The sequence below is a fragment of the Kitasatospora sp. cg17-2 genome, from assembly GCF_054031055.1.
Genome location: NZ_CM132923.1, coordinates 7,454,508 through 7,477,632, shown reverse-complemented (window position 1 = coordinate 7,477,632; position 23,125 = coordinate 7,454,508). Strand labels below are relative to the sequence as shown.

Sequence of the window (23,125 nt, the reverse complement as noted above, 5' to 3'; positions counted from 1 at the left end):
TACATGAGTCAACCCGTCGCGAGCCGGAGCCTCGCGACGGGTTGACTAAGCTGATTATCAGTCAGTCGTCGGCGGAGAAGCGGTAGTCCAGGACGAACTGGTCGGCGGCCATGACCGTGTCACACACCTCCAGCACTCGACCGTTCTCACCCACAGCATCGCGAACGAGATGGAGCACCGGCGCGCCAGGACTCAGAGCAAGCGCCTTGGATTCGGACTTGGTTGCGAGCCTGGCCCGGACAGTCTCGGTGAACTCAGCAAGCGTGTGTCCATGCTCCTCAAGTCGCGCATAAATTCCACCGCCGCCGGGATTCTCCGCAAAGATCTCCGGGATGTCCTTGACCACGTCCCAGGGCAAGTAGGACGTGGCCTCCTCGGTCGGAACACCATCCCGAAAGTACCGACGCTTGCGTGCCAGAACCTGCGTACCGACGGGAAGGCCGAGGCGCGAGGCAAGCTCCTGAGGCACCGACGTGGGGCCGACGAACAACACGGTCACCGACGGAACGCCACCCGAGGTCTCTGCCTCCGCAAGGTATGCGGCCTTACCCGCCTTCCTGTGGGAACGACGGAACCGATCGGCAGACTTCCGCTGGACCGGCGGACGAGAACGGACGAACGAACCGCGTCCATGGTGCGTCTCGATCAGCTGAGCCGTACGGAGCTCGGCGATGGCCTTGCGCACGGTTCCGGACGCAACTCCGTACCGCTGCATGAGTTCGGCCTCGCTGGGCAGCGTCGCACCAGGAGCCAGAGCACCCGATGCGATATGCGCGGTGAGGTCAGCCGCGATCTGCAAGTACTTTGCTGTGGCCGACGAGGCCACGTCATCATTCGCCATAGTCCTTCAAGGCTCCTATTCTCCTGCACATGAGTAACAGCGCCGGGAAGCCCCAGTCAACGCCACTCCACTCGGTGTCCGTCGCCGGGGTGGCGGTGCGGGAGGACGGGCGGGTGCTGGCGATCCAGCGTGCGGACAACGGGACTTGGGAACCGCCGGGTGGGGTGCTGGAAACAGCGGAGGGCTTCGAGGACGGTGTCCGGCGCGAGGTGTTCGAGGAGACCGGGATCAAGGTCGCTGTGGAGCGGCTGACCGGTGTCTACAAGAACATGAGCCGCGGAATCGTCGCCCTGGTGTTCCGCTGCGTCCCGGAGAGCGGGAGCGAGCAGCTCTCCGCCGAGTCGACCGCCGTCGCATGGCTCACACCGGAGGAAGTGTCCGAGCGGATGGCCGAGGTGTACGCCGTGCGCGTCCTGGACGCGCTCCGAAGTGACGTGGCGCCGGCCGTCCGCGTGCACGACGGCCGGCGCCTGCTGGGTGGGTAGGGACACATACAGGCCGCACGGCTCGACCGAGCCGTCGAGTAGACCGACCTGTAGATACGGACTCCGAGCAGGCGGCTACAGCGTTCGAGAGAGGGCAGTCATGGCTGACGACCAAGAGCTGAAGGGCACGACGGGATACCTCTTCGAGGCCGGGATGCTGAAGCGGGCGAAGCGGTCGGGCTGGTGGATCGCCGGCGTGAAGGATCCCGAGACGATCGCCGAACACTCCTTCCGTACCGGTGTCGTCGGTGCGGTGCTCGCGATGATGGAGGGTGCCGACCCGGCGAAGGTCGCGCTGCTCTGCCTCTTCCACGACACGCAGGAGACGCGCGTCGGCGACATTCCGCACATCGGGCGGCGGTACGTCACCGCCGCATCCAACGAGGACGTCACGGCCGACCAGGTCAGCGCCGCTCACCCCGCCGTCGCGGCGGGGATCCGGGCGGTCGTCGAGGAGTACGAGAACGGAGAGAGCCTGGAGGTGGTCCTCGCCCACGATGCCGACAAGCTCGAATGTCTGATCCAAGCGGTCGAATACCGCGAGCAGGGCTACCAGAACGTCCAGCCGTGGATCGACAGCAGCCTTGCCCGCCTCAAGACGGAGTCGGCCCGGCAACTCGCGGAGGCGGCGCTCAGCATGTCTTCTCTCGAATGGCAGAAGGTCTACCTGGGGTAGCCAGTGGTGAGGTTCAAGAAGCCGTCGTCAACCCGTTCCACACCGCGCTGCTGGACGGCTGTCGTGCGGGCTGAGAGGCCACGGGAGATTTTCGGTAGCGCGGGAAGTCGGACCAGCCGACTTTCCGCAATACGGCCGGAGCAGTCAACGGACGAGCTCGGAGTTTCGGCGCAGAGGCGGGGATCGCATGACTATGACGGTTCGGCTCCTCGGTGGCGAGCAGACCGCCCAGCTGGAGGCACAGCCGAAGGGGGTCTTCGCCGAAGCGTTCGTAGGGCCTCCTTACGGTGAGGGGCCGGCGGATACGGAGCGGGCCTTCCGGCGATTCCGATCGCAGGTACGGCGGCGGGGGTTCCGGGCGGCGATCGCGTTCGACGGCGAGGAGGTCGTCGGTATGGCCTACGGCTACCCGCTCTCGGCGAATACCGGCTGGTGGAACACCCTGACCGATGCCGTGCCGGACGAGCTTCGACACGAGGACGGACACCGCACCTTCGGCCTGTTCGAACTGGCGGTCCGACCCGGGTGGCGGCGCCTGGGCGCCGCCACCAACATGCACCGCGTTCTGGTCGACGGCCTCGACCAGGCACGGGTGATGCTGAACACCCGACCGGAGGCCGTCGCAGCCCAGGCCGCCTACCTCTCCTGGGGCTACCGGCGGGTGGCATCTGCCGTCCCGTGGGAGGGTGCGGCCCGCCACCACGTGATGGTTCTCGACCTGGCGAGCAGGTCGGATCCGGTGAGGTGATCGGCGAGCCCCGGGACCGAAGCTTGATCGTTTCACGGCCGCCCTTTGCGGAAGGGCGGCCGTGACCGGGAACGACCGCGCTCAGCAGTACCTCTCTGTGGCATGTGACGCGGACGGCGGGTTGCTGTCGCCGCTCCACTCGGTGTCCGTCGCCGGGGTGGTGGTACGGGAGGACGGGCGGGTGCTGGCGATCCGGCGGGCGGACAACGGGACTTGGGAGCCGCCGGGTGGGGTGCTGGAAACAGCGGAGGACTTCGAGGAGACCGGGATCAAGGTCGGCGTCGAGCGGCTGACCGGTGTCTACAAGAACATGAGCCGCGGAATCGTCGCCCTGGTGTTCCGCTGCGTCCCGGAGAGCGGGAGCGAGCAGCTCTCCGCCGAGTCGACCGCCGTCGCATGGCTCACACCGGAGGAAGTGTCCGAGCGGATGGCCGAGGTGTACGCCGTGCGCGTCCTGGACGCGCTCCGAAGTGACCTGGCGCCGGCCGTCCGCGTGCACGACGGCCGGCGCCTGTTGTGAGGGCAGTGCTCCTTGAGCGCAGGAAGTCGGCGTGGCCGACTTCCTGCGGCTGTCAGGCGTTCTCCGTCAGCGTCGTGTTGAGGCGGGCAAGGCCACTCCGCGTAGCAGCCACCACAACGCTGTCGCCCGGTTCCAGCGTCCGGGTGCGGTCCGCGTAGTTCCAGTGGTAGAGGCGGGGGCTGCGAGCCAGACGGACCGCCAGGACCCGCACGCCGTTGGTGTCCTCCAGGTCGTGGCGGTTGAGGCCGATCAGGCCGGTGCCGAGTTCGGCGGGGAGTTCGGCGATCAGCAGGACGTGGCGGAAGACCGAGAGGGTGCCCAGCACCTCGCGGCCCATCAGGGCGGCGGCGAAGGCGGGGGCCGCGAGATACGAGGTCGAACGCGAGACGACGTTGTCCAGGGTGGCGTAGACGTGGCTCGCGAAGGAGTCGTCGAAGAGGCGCAGCACCACCCGGACGTCGGGCCGGACGGCGCGCGCTTCGAGCGCTGCCTCCAGGTTGGTGGCGTCGTCGCCGCTGACGGCGACCACGGCGCGGCTGTGCTTGAGGCGGGCGCGGCGCAGCTGTTCGGCGAGGGGGCCGTCGTCGACCACGACGGGGACGCCGAGGGCGCGGACGGCGGAGATGCCGCGGGCCTGGGGGTCGCTCTCCAGTCCGACCACCGGCACGCCCAGCCCGTGGAGTTGGGCGACCACGCGGGTGCCGACGTTGCCGAGGCCGACCACGACGACGTGGTCGCGGGTGCCCGCGCCGGGGCTGCGGTGCTGGCCGCGGCGGCCGGAGGCGAGCACCTCGACCATGATCGCGGTGGCCACCGGCGCGAAGGTGATGCCGCAGAAGGTGATCACCACCTGGGCGATCCGCTGCCAGGTGCCGCCGGTGCCGCTGCCGTCGCCCGTGCCGGGCTGGTCCGGTTGGGCGGCGCCGGCGAGGTCGAGCAGGGAGGCGTAGAGGGACCAGGCGAAGTCCCCGTTGAGGTACCAGAGCAGGGCGAAGGCGAACAGCACGGCGGCCAGGGCGGTGATCAGCACCACTCGGAGGCGGGCGCTGGTGAAGAAGCGCAGGGTGTCGAGGAGGCGCCAGCGCAGCCGGCGCCACCAGGGGATCCGGACGGCGGGTTCGCTGGGCAGGGTCTGGAGCGCGGCGACGCCCCCGGTGTCGGGGTCCGGTCCGGCGGGAGCGGGTTCGGCTGCCCGGCGGGCCTCGGTGCCCGAACGGACCGGGCCGCCGTCGCCGAACTCGCCGGCCAGGCGGACGAAGGAGGCGGAGTCGCCCTCCTGGTCGGGCAGCAGGCGGATCCGGCCGAGGTCCTGGCGGTCGATGCGGTCGGCGACGACGCAGATCCGGTCGGTGGCTATGTCGTCGTCGTAGGCGATGTGCAGGAAGCGGTCGCCGACCTGGACGGAGTTGGGCCGGGACAGCGCGGCGTCGGCGAAGGCCGGGGCGGCGGTGGCGGAGCCGGAGAGCGCGGTGCCGTTCCTGAGCAGCCGCTCGATGTTGGCGCCGAGCCGCTGGTTGAACATCCGCAGCACGATGCGGATCCCGGGGTTGTGCCCCTGGGCGGAGAGCGCGGCGTGGATGTTCTCCTGGTCGTTGCCGTCGACGAGGGCGATGCCGCGCGCGGTCTCGATCCGGACGGCGCGCAGGGCTTCCTCGGTGACGCTGGCGTACTCGACGACGGCGGCGACGCCGTCCAGTTGCTCGATCCGGGGTGCGTGGTCGCGGGTGCGGTCCGGGACGAGGACGACGACCGGTACTTCGTAGTGCTCGACGAGTTCGAGAACCAGGCGGTGGGCGAGTGCATTGCCGCCGCAGACGATGTAGTGCTGACCGATCGGCTCGACCGGAGGGGTCCCCCACCCTTCAGAAGTCATATCGACGGATCTTATCGACGGTTGGTGAGGGTGAGGTGACGTTCGGGAAACCCCGGGGGAAATCCGTTCGATCGCCCGAACGGACGCACCCGGCGGGCAGGTCGCGCCGTGGGCGGTGATCGTGGGGAACGCCGTCCGCTGCCCGCACTCCAGGAGGATGCCACCGTGGTCTCCCCGATCATCACTCCCGACGGTTCCCCGGTCCAGGGTCCGCTAGGGATGCTCGCCAAGGCCGCCTGGCAGGTGCTGCTGCTCGCCGGGCTGGTCTCGCTCGCGCTCGGGATCATCGTGTTCGTCTGGCCCAAGCAGACGCTGATGGTGGTCGGTGTGCTGTTCGGCCTCTATCTGCTGGTCATCGGCATCGTCCAGCTGGTCGCCGCGTTCGGCACCCACGCCAGCACCGCGATGCGGGTGCTGGCCTTCATCAGCGGGGCGATCTGTGTGCTGCTCGGCCTGCTGTGCTTCCGCAGCGCGGTGCAGTCGCTGCTGCTGCTGGCGATCTGGATCGGCATCGGCTGGCTGTTCCGCGGCATCACGCAGTTGGTCGCCGCGATCTCGGACGAGACGATGCCGGCCCGCGGCTGGCAGGCGTTCGCCGGTGCGGCGAACACGCTGGCCGGTGTGCTGCTGATGGTCTGGCCGGTCGGCTCGATCAAGGCGCTGACGGTGCTGGCCGGGTGCTGGCTGTTGTTCCTGGGACTGGTCGAGATCGTGACGGCCTTCCAGGTGCGCAGCTCGGCGAAGCGGATCCCGTCCGGCGTCTGACCAGCCGGACGGAAGGACGGCGGTCAGCGCCAGACCGGGGCGTCCGTGCCCCAGCGGCCCGGCGGGCGGGACCAGTCCGTCGGGGCGCCGGCGTGGCCGAGGGGCGGGCGGGCGTGGCGGAGCCGGCCGTAGTCCGACCCGTCGGTGTCGGCGATCCACCGGGCCGGGTCGTAGGGCTCGTCGTTCGGCAGCACGTGCGGGTCGGCCGTGGGGGCGATGCCCTGGAGCAGCCAGGAGGCGGTGCCGGCCAGGGAGTAGCGCAGGTGGCGGCTCCCGGGGCGGCCGGTGCGCTGCTCGGTCAGGGAGCGCAGGACCCCGGCCGCGATCAGGTAGCCGGTGCCGTGGTCGAGCGCCTGGGCGGGCAGGACGCCGGGCCGCCCGTCGGCCCCGGCCTCGACGGCGGCGATGCCGCAACCCGCCTGGACCAGGCTGTCGAAGCCGCGGCGTCCGCTCCACGGGCCGGTCCAGCCCCAGGCGTTCAGCTCGACGGCCACCAGGCCCGGCCGGCGGGCGAGCAGTTCGTCGGCGGCGAGTCCGTACGCGTCCAGGGCGCCGGGGCGGTAGGCGGTGACGAGGACGTCGGCGGTGGCGAGCAGCTCCTCGAAGACGGCCCGGTCGGTCGGAACGGCAAGGTCGAGGCGGGTGGAGCGCTTGCCGAAGCCGGTGTCGGCGTGGGCGTCCTCGGCCTCGGGCAGGCGGGGCGAATCGACCCGCAGCACGTCGGCGCCGAGCAGGGCGAGGGTGCGGGTGGCGACCGGTCCGGCGATCACCCGGGTGAGGTCGAGGACGCGGACCCCGGCGGCGGGCAGCTCGGCGGGGGCCAGTGGACGGGGCGCGGCCGCGTCGACGGTCCGGCGCTCGACCAGCGGCAGGACCAGCTCCCGGGGCGGGGCGACCGCGACGGCGAGCGCCCCCGCCGCGTACGCGCGCTCCTGGACGGCGGCGGCCGGCTGTTCGCGCAGTACGGCGGCGAGCCGTTCGGGCCCGGTGTCGGCGGGCAGGCCGAGGGCGGTGAGCAGCCGGTCCCGGTGGTGGGGGTAGTTGGCGTGGGTGCGCAGCCAGCCGTCGGCGGTCTGCCAGAAACCCGAGAGCGGCGCGAAGCTGACCGGGGCGCGGCCGTCGATCCGCAGGTGGCGTTCGCTGACGAAGGCCGTGGCGACGGCGCCCTGGTCGACCCGGACCTCGGGCGCCGGGCCGCCGGAGCGTTGCGCGGCGAGTTCGGCGGCGGCCAGCGAGCAGGCGGCGACGGTGGCCCGGGCCAGTCGCCGCACGGGCAGCCGGGAGGGCAGCACCGCGTCCGGGCCGTGGAAGGAGACCCGGTCCAGCAGCGCGGCCGGTCCTCCGAGCGCGGTCCAGGCGTCGGCGGTGGGCCCGTCGACGCCGGAGGGGAGAGGGTCGGCGGGGGCGGGGGCCGGAGCGGGGAGCGAACGGTCGGTCATGTCGGCATTCTGCTCGGCGGCCTGGGCGGCCGCAGTGACGCCGGCCACCTCCCGAGGTAGCCGGGCGGCCGGTCGGCGGGTCAGAAGGTGAACCGGAGCGCACGGACCCGGTGGTCGAAGCTGGACGGCGCGAGGTCCGGTTCGCCGACCGACCGGGCCTCCGGGAGCCGGGTGAACAGCTCCCGGTAGAGCACCTTCATCTCCTGCCGGGCGAGGTGCGCGCCGAGGCAGTAGTGCGGCCCGCCGCCACCGAAGCCGAGGTGGGGGTTGGGGGTGCGGGTGATGTCGAAGGCCTCGGGGTCGGCGAACACGGTCTCGTCGTGGTTGGCGGAGCCGTAGTAGAGCACCACCTTCTCGCCCGCCCGCAGCAGCGGCCCGTCCGGACCGCCGAGCCGGTGGTCGACGGCCAGGGTGCGGCGGAACTGGATGATCGGCGTGGAGTGGCGGACGATCTCGTCGACCGCGCCGCCGAGGTGCCGGTCGAGGTCGCCGAGCAGCAGGGCGCGCTGGTCCGGGTGGACGGTGAGCAGGTGCAGGCCGTGCGCGAGGGCGTTGCGGGTGGTCTCGACCCCGGCGACGAGCAGCAGGGAGAAGAAGGCGCCGAGTTCGCGGCCGGTGAGGCGGCGGCCGTCGACGTCGGCGGTGACCAGGGCGGAGATCAGGTCGTCGGCGGGGCGGCGGCGGCGCTCCCGGCCGAGGGCGGCGACCATGCCCTGCATCCGGGCCAGCGCCCGCAGCCCGCGGCCGGGCGTCCGGAGGCGTTCGCGCAGCGGGCGCGCGACGCCGGTGTGCTCGGAGGCGTGGTTGACCTGGTCGAGGATGGCGCGGCGGATTTCGGCCGGAATGCCCATCATGTCGCAGATCACCCGGAAGGGGAGTTCGGCGGCCACCGCGTTGACGAAGTCCCGGGGACGCTCGTGCTCGACCCGGTCCACCAGTTCGGTGGCGACCCGGCGGATGTCCTCCTCCACCCGGGAGAGCAGGCGCGGGGTGAAGGCGCGGGAGACGATCCGGCGCAGCTGGGCGTGCCGGGGGTCGTCGAGGTTCACCATCGAGTCGCCGAACAGGAGGCGGACCCAGCGGGCGGGTTCGGGGGTGGTGACGCCCGGTCCGCTGAGGAAGACGCCGGGGGTCCGGCTGGCCTCGACGACGTCGGCGTGCCGGACCAGGGCGTGGAAGCCCCGGTCGCGGCCGCCCCGGCCCTGGCCGGCGCCGAAGCGGGCGGGGGCGGGCAGGCGGCGCAGTTCGGCGAAGGCGGCGGCGCGGACCGGGGCGGGCAGGCCCCAGAAGGCCGGATCCGCGAGGTCGGCACCGCCCGGCCGGTCGACGGCGGTCGCGGAGCCGCCGCCCTCGCCCCCGGACCGGGCGTCCGTCCCGGGACGGACGCCTCCGGCCGTCGCGCCGCTGGTCGTGGTCGCGCCGGCGTCGGATGCGGTGGTGCCCATCCCGGGCCTCCTGTCGCTGTCGGTCCCGTGTGTCCGAGGTCACATTCAGTACGTATCGGAACGAAGCTGTCAAACCGATATGACGGCATGAATAACACCTTCCGGGACCAGTCGGACGCCGAACGGTGCTCCGACCCCGCCCGTACCGTCGGGATCCGGCCACCGGGTGACAGCCCTTCCGCACCACCCCTCCCGGCGGCCCCGGAGGTGTCGGTGCCCGAACGGCCTGCCTCCCCGGGACCCGCCCGAGGTGCCCGGACGTGCCGTCACAGGGGTGGAACCGGCCAATAGCGGAGGGTGCGGTACTGGTCGGCGGAGGCGGGTGCGACGATGAGTGTCATCGTGATGACCGACCGGATCCGCTCGCTGCGCGCCGTGGTCTTCGCCGCGCTCTGCGTGGCGCTGGCCGCCACGGCGCACGTCTCCATGTCCGGTTCCGGGGTTTCGGCCCCCGTCCTCGCCGGCGCGTTCGGTCTCGTCCTCGGCCTCACCTGGCTGCTGGCCGGCCGTCGGCGCGGGCTCACGGTGATCAGCCTCTGGATGGTGGCGGCGCAGACCGCGCTGCACCTGACCTTCGAACAGGCGGGCTCGATGGTCGCCGGTGGCGGCGCGAGCCGCACTCCGCCGACGGACTGGGCCTCGCTGCTGCTGTGCAATCCGGACTCGACACCCGTCGGGGTGACGCCGGACGACCTGGCCGTGATGGCCGGGCTCGATCCGGACGTCCCGCCGGCCGGGGTCGAGGCCGCGACCGCCGCGCACCACGCGCACGGCGCGGCGTCGACGTCGGCGTCGGGTCTCCCGCCGGGGTCGGGCACGGGCCTGACCGGCCAGAACGTGACCGGCCAGAGCGTGACCGGTCAGGGCGCGGGCGGCCACGCGATGGGCGGTCACGACATGGCCGCGCACGGCATGTCCACCGGCATGATCGCCGCCCACGTGCTCGCCGCGCTCGCCTGTGCGCTGCTGCTCTGGCGCGGCGAGACGGCGCTGGTGCGGCTGTTCGACCTGCTCGGCGCGCTGGGCGCGGTCCTGGCCGGGGCGCTGCTGGCGCCGCTGCTGGCCCTGTTCGGCCGACCCGCCGGGTACCGGCCGCCGGGAGCGCCGAGACCCGTCGGCCGCCGGACCCGGTTGCCCCGGCTGGTGCTGCTCTCGCACGCCCTGGTGAGGCGTGGGCCGCCCCTCGCCGCGTACGCCCGCTGACGCGCCCTCCGCCCTCCCGGACACCACGGTGTCCCCGGCGCGGTGGGCAGGTCGCCCCGCGCCGCAGCCGCGCCGCCGGGTACCGCCGCCCGTCCCGGACCACCCCGACCGACCGCGAACCACCGCACCGCCGTACCGTCGCACCGCTCCGCCCAGCCCCCGCCCAGCCCCGCGCCCTTCGCCGGGACCGGGACCGGGTAAGGGGCCGGGAGCGGGACCGACGGCCACGGACGGCGACGGAGGCCGCCGACGGCCGGGCAGCCCCGGGACCGCGCGCCGCCGGTACCGACGGACGCCGTCCGCGCCACCGGGGCCCGGGCCCGTGCGCGCCGTCCGTCCCGCCGTTCCGCCGGCCGGGGCCCGGACGCGCGGCCGCCCACCGAAGCCGACGGTTCCGCCCGCAGCGGGACCGCACCCCCCGTTCTCCCCTCGGGACCCCTCCATGTCTCACTTCGACGGCGCACCGGTCCGAACCGGCGCCACCGTCCTACCGCGTCCGCCCGCCGTCCCCCTGCCCGGGACGGCCCTCCGCCTCACCGACGACCTCACCGACGGCCCCACCGCCCGCCTCACCGAGCGCCTCACCGACCGCCTCACCGCCGGATTCCGTCCCGCCCGCCGGCTCCGCGCCGAGGCGGGCGAGCAGCCCCGCCGTCCACTCGGCCGACGGGTCGCCGCCGGTCCGGTCCGCGAGCAGCGGTCCGCGCAGCCGCTCCGCCCGCTCCAGCCAGTCCCGGCACACCGCGCAGCGCGCGACGTGCTTGTCCAGTCGACGGTCCGGCACACCGGCCGGCTCACCGTCGAGGCGGGCGGACAGAGCGGTACGGAGTTGCTCGCATCTCATATGACCATCGTCCCGCACCTTCTCCCAGGTGGGACTGTCCGGGTAGGAGGCCGCCGTGGATGACGAACAGCTGACCGCCCTCGCCCTGGCCGCCCGCGAGGGGCGGTCCGCCGACGTCGAGGCCTTCGTCCGGGCCACCCAGCGGGACGTGTGGCGGTTCGTCGCCCACCTCACCGACGTGCAGTCCGCCGACGACCTCGCCCAGGAGACCTTCCTGCGCGCCCTGCGCAGCCTGCCCGGGTTCGCCGGACGCTCCTCGGCCCGCACCTGGCTGCTGTCGATCGCCCGCCGGACCGTCATCGACCGCTACCGGACCGCCGCCGCCCGCCCGCGCTGCGCGGCGCTGCCGGACTGGCAGGAGGCCGCCGAACGGCAGGGCACCACGCCCGCCGCCGGCTTCGAGGACGGCGTGGCGCTCGGCGACCTGCTGGACCGGGTGCCCGCGCAGCGGCGGGAGGCCTTCGTGCTCACCCAGGTGGTCGGGCTCAGCTACGCCGAGGCCGCCGAGGTGGCCGGCTGCCCGGTCGGCACTGTCCGCTCCCGGGTCGCCCGGGCCCGCGAGGAACTGATCGCCCGCCTGCGGGCCGCCGAGGCCGGCGAGCCCGCCCCGGGCGCCGCGGCGGAACTGGCGGCCGCCTGCTGAGGGCGGGTGCGACGACCGCCGGACGGCGGGTGGCGGATCCCGGGATCCGCCACCCGCCGTCCGGCGTGCTCCCTCCGTCCGGTCAGGAGTCGGCGACCGGGCGGCGCGCCAGGAAGACGAACTCCTTCCCCGGACGGTCCGGCGCGTCACGGACCTCCGCCACCACGAACCCCTGCGCCGCCAGCTCGCCCTCGACCTCCGCCCGGTCCCGGAACCGCAGCGTCGAATCCGAGGTCAGCACCTGACCGTCCGCGGCGAAGACATAGGTCCACCGGAACGTCACCAGCGGCCCGTCCGTACCGATCACCCGGACCCAGCTCTCGACCCGGCCGACACCAGGGAGCTCCGTCACCCGGTGGGACTTCTCCCTGGTCCAGTCCTCCCAGGCCCGGGCGGCCGGGTCCCGGGTCTCGAACACCAGGTGCCCGCCGGGCCGCAGCGCCTCGAAGGCCCCGCGAAGCGTGCGCCGCCAGGCCGCCGGACCGGCGATCGCCTGGGCGACATTGGCGGTCATCGTCACCAGGTCGACCCGCAGCGGCGGAAGGTCCGCCGTGTCGCCGTGGAACCAGCGCACCCGCCCGGCGCCCGGCTTGGCCCGGGCCACGTCCAGGGAGGCCAGGGCCGGATCGACGGCGACGACCTCGATCCCGCGACCGGCCAGCAGGAGGGCGAACACCCCGGTGCCGCAGCCGATGTCCAGCACCCGGCGGGCCCCCAACTCGCCGGCCAGTCGCAGGTACGGGTCGAGGTCGCCCCGGTCGGGGTCGAGCGGGTCGTAGATCGCGGCCAGCCGGGGGTGTCCGAAGCATTCGTCAGCCATGCGCTCGAACCTATGACGGTGCGGACCCGAAGCGGGCGGCAACCGCACAGAACGGCCGCCGGGAACCGGTCGCGGGCAGCGGGCAGGATCGGCCACTGTGGGCATGATCCGGCCAAGCCTTAAAAATCCCCCATCTGTTCGGAACTGGAGCCGAGGTATCTCCGACTGCTGTACCGGACGCCGCCGCCGAGGTGGTGTCCGGACAGCACGGGGGAACGGAGGATGACCCATGGCAGCGCAGCAGTCGCCCGCCACCAGTACGTCGGGTGACGGCCCGGTCCGGTCGGAGGACCGGTGGAGCCTGGTCTTCGCCGCAGGGCTGATCTCCTTCGTCGCGATGCTCGACATGAACGTGGTCAACCTCGCGCTCACCGACATCGCGGACGCCCTCGACGTCTCCCCGACCACCGCCCAGTGGGCCGTGCTCGGCTACCAGCTCCCCCTGGTGGCCCTGCTGCTGCCCGCCGGACGGTGGCTGGACCAGGTCGGCCTGCGCGCCGCCCTGCTGCTGTCGGTCGGCTGCTTCGCGCTCTGCAGCGCCCTGGCCGCCGTCGCGCCCTGGGCGAGCTGGCTGATCGCCGCCCGCCTCGCCCAAGGGGCCTTCGGCGCCGTGCTGTTCGTCCTGATGCCGGTCCTCGCGGCCACCGCCGTCCGCCCCGAGCTGCGCGGCCGGGCGATGAGCGTGCCCGCCACGCTGGGCCCGCTGGGCGCCGTCCTCGGCCCGGTCGTCGGCGGCCTGCTGCTCGACCACGTCGGCTGGCGGGCGATCTTCCTCGTCAAGCTGCCGATCTGCCTGGCCGCCTGGCTGATCGCCCGCAAGGACGCCCCGCGCGGCGGCAAGCGGCTGCGGCTGCCCGACCGCGCCTCGCTCGGCGACGCCGCGCTGATCGGCTCGGCGGTCGCCGCCGTACTGCTCGGCCTCACGCTGGCCCCGGACGCGCCGCTCTGGCTGCTGCTCACGCTGCCCTCCGTGCCGCTGGTGCTGTTCTGGCTGCGCCGCCCCGGCGGGCGCCCGGTCGCCGGGGTGCTGCGCGCCTCCGGCACCGCCGCCGTCAACGGCTCGGTGCTGGCCCTCGCGGCCGGCTTCGCCGCCAACCACTACCTGCTCGCCCAGTACCTGCGCCGCGACGACGGCGAGAGCGCCACCAGCACCGCGCTCACCATGCTGGCGTTCCCGCTCGGCATGGTGGTGGCCGGCCGGTTCGGCGGGCGGCTCGCGGACCGCTGGGGCGCCCGCCCGACGGCGCTGACCGGCGCCGCCGTGACCGCCGTCGGCCTGCTGCTGCTCGTCCCGGTCGACACCGACTGGTCCGCGGTCGACATCGCCTGGCGGCTCGCGGTCGCCGGCGTCGGCATGGGCCTCAACGGCGGGCCGGTCCAGGCCCTGGTGATGAGCTCCGCCCCGCCCGACCAACTCGCCACCGCCGGCTCGGCCGTCCAACTGGCCCGCAGCCTCGGCTTCGCGCTCGGCCCCGCGCTCGGCACCGCCGCCGCGCTCTACGGCACCACCGAGGTCGCCGGGATCCGGGCCGGGCTCACCCTGGCCGGCACCGCCGCCGCCCTCGCCGTCGGCCTGCTGACCCTGCACCACCGCAACAACCGCACCAAGGACGCCGCCGCCGGCGGCAGCACCGGCGGCGGGAGCACCACCGGAACCGACCGGACGATCCGCAGCCGCGTGTGACCCACCGACACACCTCCCCCTACGCACGGCAGATCCTTACCGGAGGAACAACCGCAATGACCGACACCGTCCACGACCCGACCGCGGCGGGCGAGACGCCCGACGGGCCGCGCTGCCCGTTCGGGTACGACGAACTCCCCGATCCGGTACCGCTGTTCGGACCGGAGTACAAGAGCGACCCGTACCCGCTGTACCGGCGGATGCGGGCCGCGGGACCCGTCCACCGGGTGACCTTCCCGAGCGGCGTCGGCGCCTGGCTGGTCACCGGCTACAAGGCGGCGCACTCCGCGCTCAACGACCCCAGGCTCGGCAAGAACCACTCACTGGGCAACGAGGACTGGCGCAAGCTCGCCTCGATCATGCCGGAGCCCCAGCACTCCCAGCTCCAGGTGCACCTGCTGCACCAGGACCCGCCGAAGCACACCACGATGCGCAAGCTCGTCCTGGACGCCTTCGCTCCGCGCCGGGTGGAGGCACTGCGCCCGCGCATCCAGGAGCTCGCCGACGCCCTGATCGACGAACTCCCGCCCACCGCCCCGGCCGGCGGCACCGACCTGGTCGAAGGCTTCGCGGCCCACTTCCCGTTCCGGGTGCTGGCCGCCGTGATCGGCCTGCCCCAGGAACTCGCGGTGCGCTTCGACCGCGACTGGGGCAAGGTGGTGCAACCGGTCGGCCCGCAGGACCCGGGCCGACCGGCGTACGAGGGCCGGCTGCACGGCCTCCAGGGCTACATCGCCGACGTGGTCGCCCACAAGCGTGCCACCTACGACCCCGCCGGGCCCGACGTGGACCTGCTCGGCCGGCTCGTCGCCGCCTGCGACGCCGGTGAGTTGAGCCCCGAAGAGCTCGCCTCCATGGTGTTCCAGCTGCTGGTCGCCGGCCAGGAGCCGGTCACCAACCAGATCACCACCATGCTGATCACCCTGCTGCGCCACCCGGACCAGCTGGACCGGCTGCGCGCGAGCCTGGACCCGGACGAGCCCGTCGCCGAACCGGGCCTGCTCACCCGGGCGATCGAGGAACTCCTTCGCTACGACGGCGCGTTCGAGCTCACCACCTGGCGGTTCTTCGGGGCCGACAGCGACCTGCACGGCACCACCGTGCCGGCCGGGGACTCGGTGATCGTCTCGCTCGGCGCCGCCAACCGCGACGAGGAGCAGTTCCCGGACACCGACGTCCTGGACTTCGACCGCTCCCCCAACGCCCATCTGGCCTTCGGCCACGGCATCCACTTCTGCCCCGGTGCCGCCCTGGCCCGCGCCGAACTCCAGATCGCCGTCGGCACCCTGCTCACCCGGCTGCCCGGGCTGCGCCCGTCCGCCGCCGACGGCGAGGCGATCGACTCGCTCGCCTGGGTGCCCGCCGTTCTCGCCCGAGGGGTGAATCGGCTCCCGGTCGCCTACGACCGGCGGCACTGACCGCCCGCGAGGACCCAACGACGCGTCTCCCCGCATCCACCGCAGCGTCCCGGCGAACACCGCCGGGGCGTGGCTCCGCCTGCCCGAAGCCCGTACAACGTTCCGTGGAGGACAACCATGCCGCCCGCCGGCACCACCGTCACCAGTGACTCCCAGGCCGACAGCAACGAGAGCACCGGCACCGCGTACACCGTCCCGGACCAGCAGACCGTGGCCCGGCTCTCCGCCGAGATCCTCGACCTGCTGCTGCCGCACCGCCGCGCGTCCGATCCGGACGCCGAGGCGATACCCGCCGACTTCCCGCTCCAGCTGGAGCAGTTGGCGGACTTCATCACCGCCGGGGACCAGATCCTGTTCACCCTGCCCGGCTTCCCCTGCAAGTCGCCGAACCTCGCCAAGGTGCTCAGCCACCTGCCCGACGAGGGCGAGCGGCTGTCGCTCACCTTCCTCAACCGGCTCGCCGAGGACATCGGCAAGATCTACGAGCCCGGCGCCAAGATCCTGATCTGCTCCGACGGCCACATCTTCGGCGACCTCATCCACGTCCCCGACGACCACATCGACCAGTACTCCGACGAGCTGTCCGCCCTGATCGAGCGCGAGGGCCTGACCAACCTCGACACCTTCGACCTGCGGGAAGTCCTCGGCGACCTGCCCTTCGACGAGAAGCGCGCCCGGGTGCACGCCCAGTACGCGCCGACCAAGGAGGAGCTGCGCGAGCAGGTGCTCACCGACGAGGAGACCGCCAAGCTCTATCGCGGCATCACCCGCTTCCTCACCGAGGACACCTTCGGCTGGACCGGCACCAAGTCCGCCCTCCAGAAGGACTGCCGCCAGCGCGCCTACGGCGTCATCCAGCGCAGCCGCGCCTGGGGCGACCTGATCGCCGAGCAGCACCCGCGCTCGTTCCGGCTCTCCATCCACCCGCAGAAGGTCGGCGTGCTGAAGTTCGGCATCCGGCTGCTGGAGCACACGGACATGTGGATGACCCCGTGGCACTCCTCGGTGCTGCACCGTCCGGACGGCGAGTGGGAGCTGATCCGCAGTGCGGAGGCGGCGAAGGTCGGCCGGCTGGTCGAGCGCAACGGCCGCCCGAGCCACTACGAGACCTCCTGACGTTCGACGGAGACCGGGGCGGGGGGACCGGCGGGGACGGTGACTCCGGTGACCTCGGTGACCGGTACCACCGGGGGCGGGGCAATCACGCCTGCCCTCGTACCCGCGGCACTCCCCGCCCCCCTGCCCGACGGCGGCGCGACCGGACCCGGCACCCCCGGGTCCGGCGCGCCGCGCCGGCGCGCGGTGGTCGAACGCGATCAACGGGTCCCCCGTGAGCGGGTGCTCGATCACCGCCGCCCGCACCCCGAACACCTCCGCCAGCAGCTCGGCGGTCAGCACCTCCCTCGGCTCCCCGGAGGCGACCAGCGTGCCCCGGTGCAGCACGTGCAGCCGGTCGCAGACCGAGGCCGCCGCGTTCAGGTCGTGCAGCGCGACCAGCGTGGTGCGGCGCTGTTCCCGCAGCAGCGCCAGCAGCTCCACCTGGTGCCGGACGTCCAGGTGGTTGGTCGGCTCGTCCAGCACCAGGACGTCCGGCTGCTGCGCCAGCGCCCGCGCCAGCAGCACCCGCTGCCGCTCCCCGCCGGAGAGCTGGGCGAACCCCCGGTCCGGCGCGTGCGCCATGCCGACCCGGGTCAGCGCCTCCGCCACCAGCCGGTGGTCCTCGGCGTCGTCCTTGGCGAACGCCCGCTTGTACGGGGTCCGGCCCATCGCGACCACCTCGCGGACGGTCAGCTCGAAGTCGCCGCCGCGCTCCTGGGGCAGCGCCCCGATGTGCCGGGCCGACTGCGCCGGACTCAGCTCCGACAACTCCCGCCCGGCCAGCAGCACCCGCCCGGCACTCGGCCGCAGATGCCGGTAGACGGTGCGCAGCAGACTGGACTTGCCGCTGCCGTTGGGACCGACCAGGCCGGCGATCTCGCCCTCCTTGGCGACCAGGTGGACACCGGCCACCACGGTCCGCCCGGCGAGGGAGACACTCAGGTCTTCGACGGCGATTCTCAATTCCGCTCCAGTCGTCGGTCCAGCAGGTAGAGCAGGGTGGGCGCGCCGAGCAACGCGGTGACCACGCCGATCGGCACCTCCTGGCCGTCCAGCGCGACCCGGGCGATCAGGTCGACCACGACCAGCAGGACGGCGCCGGTGAGGGCGGACAGCGGCAGCAGCCGCCGGTGGTCGCCCCCGACCAGCAGCCGGCACACGTGCGGCACCATCAGGCCGACGAAGCCGATCGCGCCGGAGACGGCGACCAGCACCCCGGTGAGCACACTGGTGACGGCGAAGATCTCCCGGCGCAGCCGGACCACGTCGACCCCGAGGCCGGCCGCCGTCTCGTCGCCCATCAGCATCGCGTTCAGCCCCCGGGCGCGGCCCTGGAGCAGCACCAGCCCCAGCACCACGGCGGCGGCGGGGACGGCGAGCTGGCCCCAGGTGGCGCCGCTGAGGCTGCCCATCAGCCAGAACAGCACACCCCGGGTCTGCTGCTCGTCGCCGGTCTGGAGCACCAGATAGCTGGTCAGGCCGGTGAGGAACTGGCCGATGCCGATGCCCGCCAGCACCAGGCGCAGCGGGGAGAAGCCGCCGCCGCGCCGGGCCAGCACCCACACCAGGGAGAACGCGGCGAGCGCGCCGAGGAAGGCCGCCAGCGAGACGGTCAGTCCGGCGATCCCGCCGACGGTCAGCGACAGGCCCATGCCGGTGCCGAGCACGATCACGCCCACCGCCCCGAGCGAGGCGCCCGAGGAGATGCCGAGCAGGTAGGGGTCGGCGAGCGGATTGCGGACCAGGGCCTGCACCGCGGTGCCGACCAGGCCGAGCCCGGCCCCGACCGCCGCCGCCAGCAGCGCGCGGGGGACGCGCAGCTGCCAGACGATGAGGTCGCGGGTGCCGGGCGCCGGGTGCTGCCCGGTGAGCCGCCGACCGACCACCGACCACACCTCTCCGGGCGGGATGTCCACCGAGCCGAGCGAGACGGCGGCGGTCAGCGCCACGACCAGGGCGGCGGTGAGCAGCGCGGCCAGCGGCCCGGGGCGCAGCGCCCGGACCCGCCCGCGGCGCCGGGGGCCGGGGGCGGCCGGGTCGGCGTCGGGGGCGGTGCCAGGGTCGGTCCCCTCGGCGACCGCGGTGGTGGTGGCGGCGCGGGCCACGGCCTACTGCCCGTTCTTGACGAGCGTCGGGTGGACGGTCGCGGCGATCTGCCGCACGGTGTCGGCGTTGCGGATCCCGGCGATCGTGGTGACCTCGGAACCGATCCGCAGGAAGTGCCCCTCCTGAACGGCCTTGAGCCCCTGCGTCGCCGGGAAGCCCTTGAGGAACGCCTCGGCCTCGTCGAAGGCCTTGCGGTTGGCGTCCTCACTGCCCCGGTTGCGCACGGCGAGCTGGATCCAGTCCGGGTTCTTCGCCACCACGTCCTCCCAGGAGACGGGCCGGAAGTCGGCGTCGCAGTCGGAGAACACGTTGCGCGCGCCGGCCAGGGTGATCACCGCGTTGGCGATCTGCTTGCCGCAGACGGCCATCGGTTGCTTTGTACCGGCGTCGAAGTCGAAGAGGAAGTACCCGGGACGCTGCGCCTCCGGTACGCCCGAGGTCGCGTTCTTGACCTCATTGATCTGCTGGTCCATCGCGGCCACCAGTTCCTGGGCCCGGGCCGCCGTCCCGGTGACCGCGCCCAGCCGGCGCACGTCCTCCGCCACCCCGGTCAGATCGGTGCGCGGCCCGGCCGCGGCCTTCGGGCCGCTCGCGCAGGCCGTGGAGAGCAGCAGCACGTGCTGCATGCCGACCGCCTTGAGCTCCTCCTCGGTCGGCCCGGCCCCCGCGGCGCCCATCATCGGCATCGGCCCGAAGGTGTCCACGTAGAGGTCCGCGCCGGAACCCAGCAGCTTCTCCTTGGGGATCAGGGTGTCCCCGAGCACCGGCACCTTGGCGCCCTGCTCGGCCACGGCCGCCGGCAGGCTGCCCTTCCCGGGCGGGAACCCCGTCCCGATGACGCGGTCACCGGCGCCGAGCTGGAGCAGCATCTCCAGACCGGCCGCGTCCGTGGTGACGATCCGCTGCGGTGCCCGGGCGACCGTCGTCTCCTTGCCCGCGCAGTCGGCCACCTTCACCGGAAACGCGCCGGCGGCGGACGCCTGTGCGCTCCCGCCGCCGTTCGTGGTGTCGCCGCTCCCGTCACCGCCGCTGGAACAGCCCGTGGCGAACAGGGCGACGGCTGCCGCGATACCGCAGAAGACGCGAGGGCGCATCAGTAACTCTCCTGGTCAATGGTTGTGCTCGGGTTCGTCCTGTGAACCCGGACCAGGTAGTCGGCCGTTGTGCCCTGCCGGTTCCCGGAACTTTGCCCTCCCGGCCACTGGAGGGCGGTTAGGGTTGCGCGGTGAGTTTCCTTAGGGCGGACGGGACGCCGGAGGACGGTGCGGCGGTCGACGATCTGGGGCTGGTCGTGCCGCTTCCCGGGCCGGGCCCGGGCGCGGTCCGGCGGGTGGTGTCGCTGGTGCCCTCGCTCACCGAGGCCGTGGCCGCCACCTCGCCCGGACTGCTGGTCGGCGTCACCGACTGGTGCAGCCACCCCGCCGACCTGACGGTCCCCCGGATCGGCGGCACCAAGAACCCCGACCTGGACCGGATCACCGCGCTCGCCCCGGACCTCGTGATCGCCAACGACGAGGAGAACCGCCGGCCCGACCTCGACGCGCTGCGGGCGGCCGGACTGCCAGTCTGGGTCACCGACATCCGCACCCTCGACGAGGCGTTCCGCTCACTGGACCGGCTGCTCACCACCGGCTGCGGCCTGCCCCGCCCCGCCTGGCTGGACGCCGCCGAGGCCGCCTGGGCCGAGGCCGTCCCGCTGCCCGGTCCCGCCCGCCGGGCGGTCGTGCCGATCTGGCGCCGCCCGTGGATGGTGCTGGGCCACGACACCTTCGCCGGCGACCTGCTGCACCGCCTCGGCCTGCGCCTCCCGCACGCCGAGGACCCGGCCCGGCCGGAGCGCTACCCCGCCGTCCCCCTGCCGGAGCTGCTCGCCGGCCGCCCCGACCTGGTCGTCCTGCCCGACGAGCCCTACCGGTTCACCGCCGAGGACGGCCCGGAGGCCTTCCCGGGCATCCCGGCCGCGCTGGTGAGCGGGCGCCACCTCACCTGGTACGGGCCGTCGCTGGCCGAGGCCCCGGCGGTTCTGGCGGAGCAGCTGCGCCGGGCCCGGCCCGCCGGGGAGGGGTAGGGCGCCGCAGGCCGCTGCGCCACAGGCCGCCGGGCGGGAACGACGACACGGCCCCGGGGGCACGGTTCGTGGACCGTGCCTCCGGGGCCGTGGTGGTGCGGGTGTTGCGGGGGTGGTGCGGGTACCGCCGCGCAGCCTCGGTCAGGCGCGGGCGGCGGTGATGGCGGCGCCCAGCGCCTCCTTGATGCGCGGGCCCAGGCGGGCGAAGCCGAGCTCCTTCATCGCCGCACGGAGCAGTTCCTCGTCGGTCCGCCCGACGCCGTCGGCGTCGATCCAGCGCACGATGGCGAGCAGCTCCTCCGCCGAGTACGCGGTGACCGGCCGCCCCGGGGTGAAGTCCGGCTTCGCCGGGGGCGCGGCCGCCTCGGTCTCGGTCTCGGTCTCGGTCTCGGTCTCGGTCTCGGCAGCAGGCTCCTCGACGACGACGGCCGGGGCCTCGGCAACCGGCTCGGCTTCGGCGGCGGGCTCGCTCTCGACGGTCTCGGGCTCCGTGACGGCGGGCTCGACGGCCTCGGGCTCGGTCTCGACCTCGACGGGCGCGGGCGCCTCGGCGACGACCTCCGTCTCCGGCTCGACCTCCACCTCGACGGACGGCTCGGCCTCGACGGCCGCCTCCGCGACCTCCGCGACCTCCGCGACCTCCGCGACCTCCGCGACCTCCGCGACCTCCGCGACCTCCGCGACCTCCGCGACCTCCGCGACCGGAGCCTCGTCCACGGCCTCGACGACCGGCTCTTCGGCCACGACCTCGGTGGTGACGGTCGACTCGGCGACGGCCGGGGCCTCGGCAACCGGCTCGACCTCGGTGGGGGCCTCCGTGACGGGCTCCTCCTCGACCTCGACCGTGGTCTCGGCGACAGCCTCGACCTCGACCTCGGGCTCGACCTCGGCCACGGCCTCCGGGGCCTCCTCGGACGCGATCGTCTCGACCTCGGTCACAACCTCGGTCACGGCCTCGATCTCGGTCTCCGGCGCGACCTCAGCCGCGGGCTCCGGCTCCACCACGGGCTCGACCTCGGCCACGGGCTCCGGCTCGACCACCGGCTCGACCTCGGCGACGGCCACGACCTCGGGCTCGACCGCCGGCTCGACCTCGGCCTCGACGGGGGCGACCGTCTCCGCCTCCGGGGCGGAGGGCTGGGCCGGCGGGGCGGGGGTGGTGCCGAGGAGGTCGTCGGCGGCGGGCGAGGGGGCCGGGAGGGTGACGGCCGGCGGCTGCTCCTCGACCGGGGCCTCGGCCTCCGGGCTGTCCGCCTCGGTCACGGCTTCGGCGCTGACGGCCTCACCGGACTCAGCGGCTTCGGCGACCTCGGCGACCTCCGGGGCGTCGGTGTCCACCTCGGCCTCGGCCTCGACGTCGGTCTCGACCTCGGCGGCCACGTCGGCGGCCGCCTCGGTCTCCTCCGTACCCGTCACGTCGGCCGCCTCGTCGGCCGTCACATCGGCCGTCGTGTCGGCAGCCTCCTCCACCGGCGGCACCAGACCGTCGCGCTGCCCGCCGGCCAGGGCCTGGCGGGCGGCGTAGGCGGCCTCGGCGGCGCGGCGGTCGGCGCGGGCGGCGGCGAGCTCGGTGAGGAGCTCGGCGAGGCCGGCGTCCTCCAGGGTGCTGCGCAGGCCGCGGACGGTGGGCAGGCGGTAGAGGGTGCCCTCGTCGGCGGCGAGGCGGTCGACCAGGTCGACGAGGTCCGGGAAGGACAGCGCGTCGAGGTCCTGGCCGGGCAGCAGACGGGCGAGTTCGCGCACCCCGCCGTTGATCGCCTCGAAGGCCGTGGCCGTGCGGTGGACCAGGGCGGCGTCGGACGGCGCGGCGGGCAGGGTGCCGGCGGGCGCGAGGGCGGCCCAGGCCCGGCGCTCGACCGCGGCGGAGGCGAGTGCCTCGTGCAGGTCCTGGCTCCGGGGGCGGCCGGTGGTCACGGCGAGGGCGGTGGCCTGCTTGCGCAGCGAGCGGCCGCGCAGCCAGGACAGCTTGACGCCGCGCTCGCGCCGCCAGGTCCGGTCGGCGGTGGCGGCGATCAGGGAATCGAGGTCGGCGTCGTACGCGGCCGGGGCGAGCACGGTCGAGGTGCGGCGCAGGAGCTGGAGCATCTCGACGAGCACGGCGGTCTTGCCGACGGTGTCGGGCGCGTCGATCCGGACATCGGCGGCGAGCGCGGTGACGTCGTCCCAGACCTGCTGGAGGTCGTGTCCGCGCAGTTCGGCGAGGACGGTGGACGCGGCGCGGGCCTCCTCGGGGGTGGCGACGGTGTCCAGGGCCGCGTACCAGGGATGGGTGTCGGCGGTGAGGGTGAAGGCACCGAGCTCGGCGTAGCGGCCGAGGTCCTCGCGGAGGTCGGTGCCGGTGGTGGTCGCGGCGGCCGCGGTGTCCGTGGCGGCCGTGGTGTCCTTGACGTCTGCGGAGCCGGCTGCGTCGGCCGCGTCGGCGTTGCGGGAGTGAAGCACTGTCATGTGA

General features: G+C 73.8%; 20 protein-coding genes and 1 pseudogene. 11 read left to right on the top strand and 10 right to left on the bottom strand.

The annotated features are described in order from the left end of the window. Positions 1 to 61: 61 nt before the first annotated feature. Positions 62 to 841: a GntR family transcriptional regulator gene (locus ACW14Y_RS31415; protein ID WP_402721878.1), complete on the bottom strand. Its 780-nt coding sequence runs from the start codon at positions 839 to 841 to the stop codon at positions 62 to 64. Positions 842 to 858: 17 nt separating this feature from the next. On the opposite strand from ACW14Y_RS31415, the gene ACW14Y_RS31410 reads away from it, so the two are divergent. From ACW14Y_RS31410 to ACW14Y_RS31395, 4 genes are all read left to right on the top strand, one after another. Further along, entirely contained in the window at positions 859 to 1,326 is a 468-nt protein-coding gene (locus ACW14Y_RS31410; RefSeq protein WP_402721983.1) for an NUDIX domain-containing protein, read from the top strand. A 100-nt stretch (positions 1,327 to 1,426) separates the two neighbouring features. Beyond that, complete coding sequence (locus tag ACW14Y_RS31405; protein ID WP_456984267.1) at positions 1,427 to 2,002, top strand: HD domain-containing protein; 576 nt, start codon at positions 1,427 to 1,429, stop codon at positions 2,000 to 2,002. A 193-nt stretch (positions 2,003 to 2,195) separates the two neighbouring features. Then, on the top strand, positions 2,196 to 2,750 hold the full coding sequence (locus tag ACW14Y_RS31400) for a GNAT family N-acetyltransferase (RefSeq protein WP_456984265.1): 555 nt from the start codon (positions 2,196 to 2,198) through the stop codon (positions 2,748 to 2,750). Between the two features lie 121 nt (positions 2,751 to 2,871). Next, a complete protein-coding gene (locus ACW14Y_RS31395) occupies positions 2,872 to 3,270 on the top strand; it encodes an NUDIX hydrolase (RefSeq protein ID WP_456984263.1) in 399 nt (132 codons plus the stop codon). A gap of 52 nt (positions 3,271 to 3,322) precedes the next feature. Here ACW14Y_RS31395 and ACW14Y_RS31390 read toward each other — a convergent pair whose 3' ends face one another. Next, positions 3,323 to 5,143, bottom strand: a complete 1,821-nt coding sequence (locus tag ACW14Y_RS31390) for an NAD-binding protein (RefSeq protein ID WP_456984262.1) — start codon at positions 5,141 to 5,143, stop codon at positions 3,323 to 3,325. 165 nt (positions 5,144 to 5,308) lie between these two features. On the opposite strand from ACW14Y_RS31390, the gene ACW14Y_RS31385 reads away from it, so the two are divergent. After that, positions 5,309 to 5,908, top strand: coding sequence for an HdeD family acid-resistance protein (locus ACW14Y_RS31385; protein ID WP_456984260.1), 600 nt, complete (start codon positions 5,309 to 5,311; stop codon positions 5,906 to 5,908). A 23-nt stretch (positions 5,909 to 5,931) separates the two neighbouring features. On the opposite strand, the gene ACW14Y_RS31380 is transcribed toward ACW14Y_RS31385, so the two are convergent. Together ACW14Y_RS31380 and ACW14Y_RS31375 are read right to left on the bottom strand one after the other, a co-directional pair. Next, positions 5,932 to 7,347: a CoA transferase gene (locus ACW14Y_RS31380; RefSeq protein WP_456984258.1), complete on the bottom strand. Its 1,416-nt coding sequence runs from the start codon at positions 7,345 to 7,347 to the stop codon at positions 5,932 to 5,934. A gap of 80 nt (positions 7,348 to 7,427) precedes the next feature. Beyond that, complete coding sequence (locus tag ACW14Y_RS31375; RefSeq protein WP_456984257.1) at positions 7,428 to 8,792, bottom strand: cytochrome P450; 1,365 nt, start codon at positions 8,790 to 8,792, stop codon at positions 7,428 to 7,430. Between the two features lie 330 nt (positions 8,793 to 9,122). Between ACW14Y_RS31375 and ACW14Y_RS31370 the strand changes: the two genes are divergently transcribed. After that, a complete protein-coding gene (locus ACW14Y_RS31370; protein ID WP_380441969.1) occupies positions 9,123 to 9,995 on the top strand; it encodes a hypothetical protein in 873 nt (290 codons plus the stop codon). Between the two features lie 487 nt (positions 9,996 to 10,482). On the opposite strand, the gene ACW14Y_RS31365 is transcribed toward ACW14Y_RS31370, so the two are convergent. Further along, positions 10,483 to 10,839, bottom strand: a complete 357-nt coding sequence (locus ACW14Y_RS31365; protein ID WP_456984254.1) for a zf-HC2 domain-containing protein — start codon at positions 10,837 to 10,839, stop codon at positions 10,483 to 10,485. 55 nt (positions 10,840 to 10,894) lie between these two features. On the opposite strand from ACW14Y_RS31365, the gene ACW14Y_RS31360 reads away from it, so the two are divergent. Continuing rightward, positions 10,895 to 11,482, top strand: coding sequence for a sigma-70 family RNA polymerase sigma factor (locus ACW14Y_RS31360; RefSeq protein WP_266273678.1), 588 nt, complete (start codon positions 10,895 to 10,897; stop codon positions 11,480 to 11,482). 82 nt (positions 11,483 to 11,564) lie between these two features. Here the strand turns inward: ACW14Y_RS31360 and ACW14Y_RS31355 are convergent, their stop codons facing one another. Then, on the bottom strand, positions 11,565 to 12,302 hold the full coding sequence (locus tag ACW14Y_RS31355) for a class I SAM-dependent methyltransferase (RefSeq protein WP_380307198.1): 738 nt from the start codon (positions 12,300 to 12,302) through the stop codon (positions 11,565 to 11,567). Positions 12,303 to 12,531: 229 nt separating this feature from the next. Between ACW14Y_RS31355 and ACW14Y_RS31350 the strand changes: the two genes are divergently transcribed. The 3 genes from ACW14Y_RS31350 (at position 12,532) to ACW14Y_RS31340 (ending at position 16,520) form a co-directional block, all read left to right on the top strand. Beyond that, positions 12,532 to 13,986 (top strand): MFS transporter, encoded by a 1,455-nt coding sequence (locus ACW14Y_RS31350; RefSeq protein ID WP_380307196.1) that lies wholly within the window; start codon positions 12,532 to 12,534, stop codon positions 13,984 to 13,986. A 56-nt stretch (positions 13,987 to 14,042) separates the two neighbouring features. Then, entirely contained in the window at positions 14,043 to 15,404 is a 1,362-nt protein-coding gene (locus ACW14Y_RS31345; RefSeq protein ID WP_340633339.1) for a cytochrome P450 family protein, read from the top strand. Positions 15,405 to 15,521: 117 nt separating this feature from the next. Continuing rightward, the gene (locus ACW14Y_RS31340) at positions 15,522 to 16,520 is read left to right on the top strand and encodes an L-tyrosine/L-tryptophan isonitrile synthase family protein (RefSeq protein WP_380307193.1); all 999 of its coding nucleotides are present in this window, start codon (positions 15,522 to 15,524) and stop codon (positions 16,518 to 16,520) included. A gap of 174 nt (positions 16,521 to 16,694) precedes the next feature. Here ACW14Y_RS31340 and ACW14Y_RS31335 read toward each other — a convergent pair. From ACW14Y_RS31335 to ACW14Y_RS31325, 3 genes and pseudogenes are all read right to left on the bottom strand, one after another. Further along, a pseudogene (locus ACW14Y_RS31335) lies at positions 16,695 to 17,465 on the bottom strand (ABC transporter ATP-binding protein); the annotation flags it as partial. After that, the gene (locus ACW14Y_RS31330) at positions 17,462 to 18,496 is read right to left on the bottom strand and encodes a FecCD family ABC transporter permease (RefSeq protein WP_380307206.1); all 1,035 of its coding nucleotides are present in this window, start codon (positions 18,494 to 18,496) and stop codon (positions 17,462 to 17,464) included. The gene ACW14Y_RS31330 and the pseudogene ACW14Y_RS31335, both read right to left, overlap by 4 nt. A 114-nt stretch (positions 18,497 to 18,610) precedes the next feature. Continuing rightward, complete coding sequence (locus ACW14Y_RS31325; protein ID WP_380384451.1) at positions 18,611 to 19,702, bottom strand: ABC transporter substrate-binding protein; 1,092 nt, start codon at positions 19,700 to 19,702, stop codon at positions 18,611 to 18,613. 197 nt (positions 19,703 to 19,899) lie between these two features. Here ACW14Y_RS31325 and ACW14Y_RS31320 point away from each other — a divergent pair, with 197 nt between their 5' ends. Continuing rightward, positions 19,900 to 20,676, top strand: coding sequence for a helical backbone metal receptor (locus ACW14Y_RS31320; RefSeq protein ID WP_456988303.1), 777 nt, complete (start codon positions 19,900 to 19,902; stop codon positions 20,674 to 20,676). A gap of 141 nt (positions 20,677 to 20,817) precedes the next feature. Here the strand turns inward: ACW14Y_RS31320 and ACW14Y_RS31315 are convergent, their stop codons facing one another. After that, a complete protein-coding gene (locus ACW14Y_RS31315; protein WP_456984251.1) occupies positions 20,818 to 23,121 on the bottom strand; it encodes a hypothetical protein in 2,304 nt (767 codons plus the stop codon). Positions 23,122 to 23,125: the final 4 nt, after the last annotated feature.

Bases quoted from the DNA above. Each gene is read 5' to 3' on its own strand.
- ACW14Y_RS31415 (WP_402721878.1), bottom strand. From the start codon at position 841: ATGGCGAATGATGACGTGGCCTCGTCGGCCACAGCAAAGTACTTGCAG.
- ACW14Y_RS31405 (WP_456984267.1), top strand. From the start codon at position 1,427: ATGGCTGACGACCAAGAGCTGAAGGGCACGACGGGATACCTCTTCGAG.
- ACW14Y_RS31400 (WP_456984265.1), top strand. From the start codon at position 2,196: ATGACGGTTCGGCTCCTCGGTGGCGAGCAGACCGCCCAGCTGGAGGCA.
- ACW14Y_RS31390 (WP_456984262.1), bottom strand. From the start codon at position 5,143: ATGACTTCTGAAGGGTGGGGGACCCCTCCGGTCGAGCCGATCGGTCAG.
- ACW14Y_RS31380 (WP_456984258.1), bottom strand. From the start codon at position 7,347: ATGACCGACCGTTCGCTCCCCGCTCCGGCCCCCGCCCCCGCCGACCCT.
- ACW14Y_RS31375 (WP_456984257.1), bottom strand. From the start codon at position 8,792: ATGGGCACCACCGCATCCGACGCCGGCGCGACCACGACCAGCGGCGCG.
- ACW14Y_RS31370 (WP_380441969.1), top strand. From the start codon at position 9,123: ATGAGTGTCATCGTGATGACCGACCGGATCCGCTCGCTGCGCGCCGTG.
- ACW14Y_RS31365 (WP_456984254.1), bottom strand. From the start codon at position 10,839: ATGAGATGCGAGCAACTCCGTACCGCTCTGTCCGCCCGCCTCGACGGT.
- ACW14Y_RS31355 (WP_380307198.1), bottom strand. From the start codon at position 12,302: ATGGCTGACGAATGCTTCGGACACCCCCGGCTGGCCGCGATCTACGAC.
- ACW14Y_RS31350 (WP_380307196.1), top strand. From the start codon at position 12,532: ATGGCAGCGCAGCAGTCGCCCGCCACCAGTACGTCGGGTGACGGCCCG.
- ACW14Y_RS31345 (WP_340633339.1), top strand. From the start codon at position 14,043: ATGACCGACACCGTCCACGACCCGACCGCGGCGGGCGAGACGCCCGAC.
- ACW14Y_RS31340 (WP_380307193.1), top strand. From the start codon at position 15,522: ATGCCGCCCGCCGGCACCACCGTCACCAGTGACTCCCAGGCCGACAGC.
- ACW14Y_RS31325 (WP_380384451.1), bottom strand. From the start codon at position 19,702: ATGCGCCCTCGCGTCTTCTGCGGTATCGCGGCAGCCGTCGCCCTGTTC.
- ACW14Y_RS31315 (WP_456984251.1), bottom strand. From the start codon at position 23,121: ATGACAGTGCTTCACTCCCGCAACGCCGACGCGGCCGACGCAGCCGGC.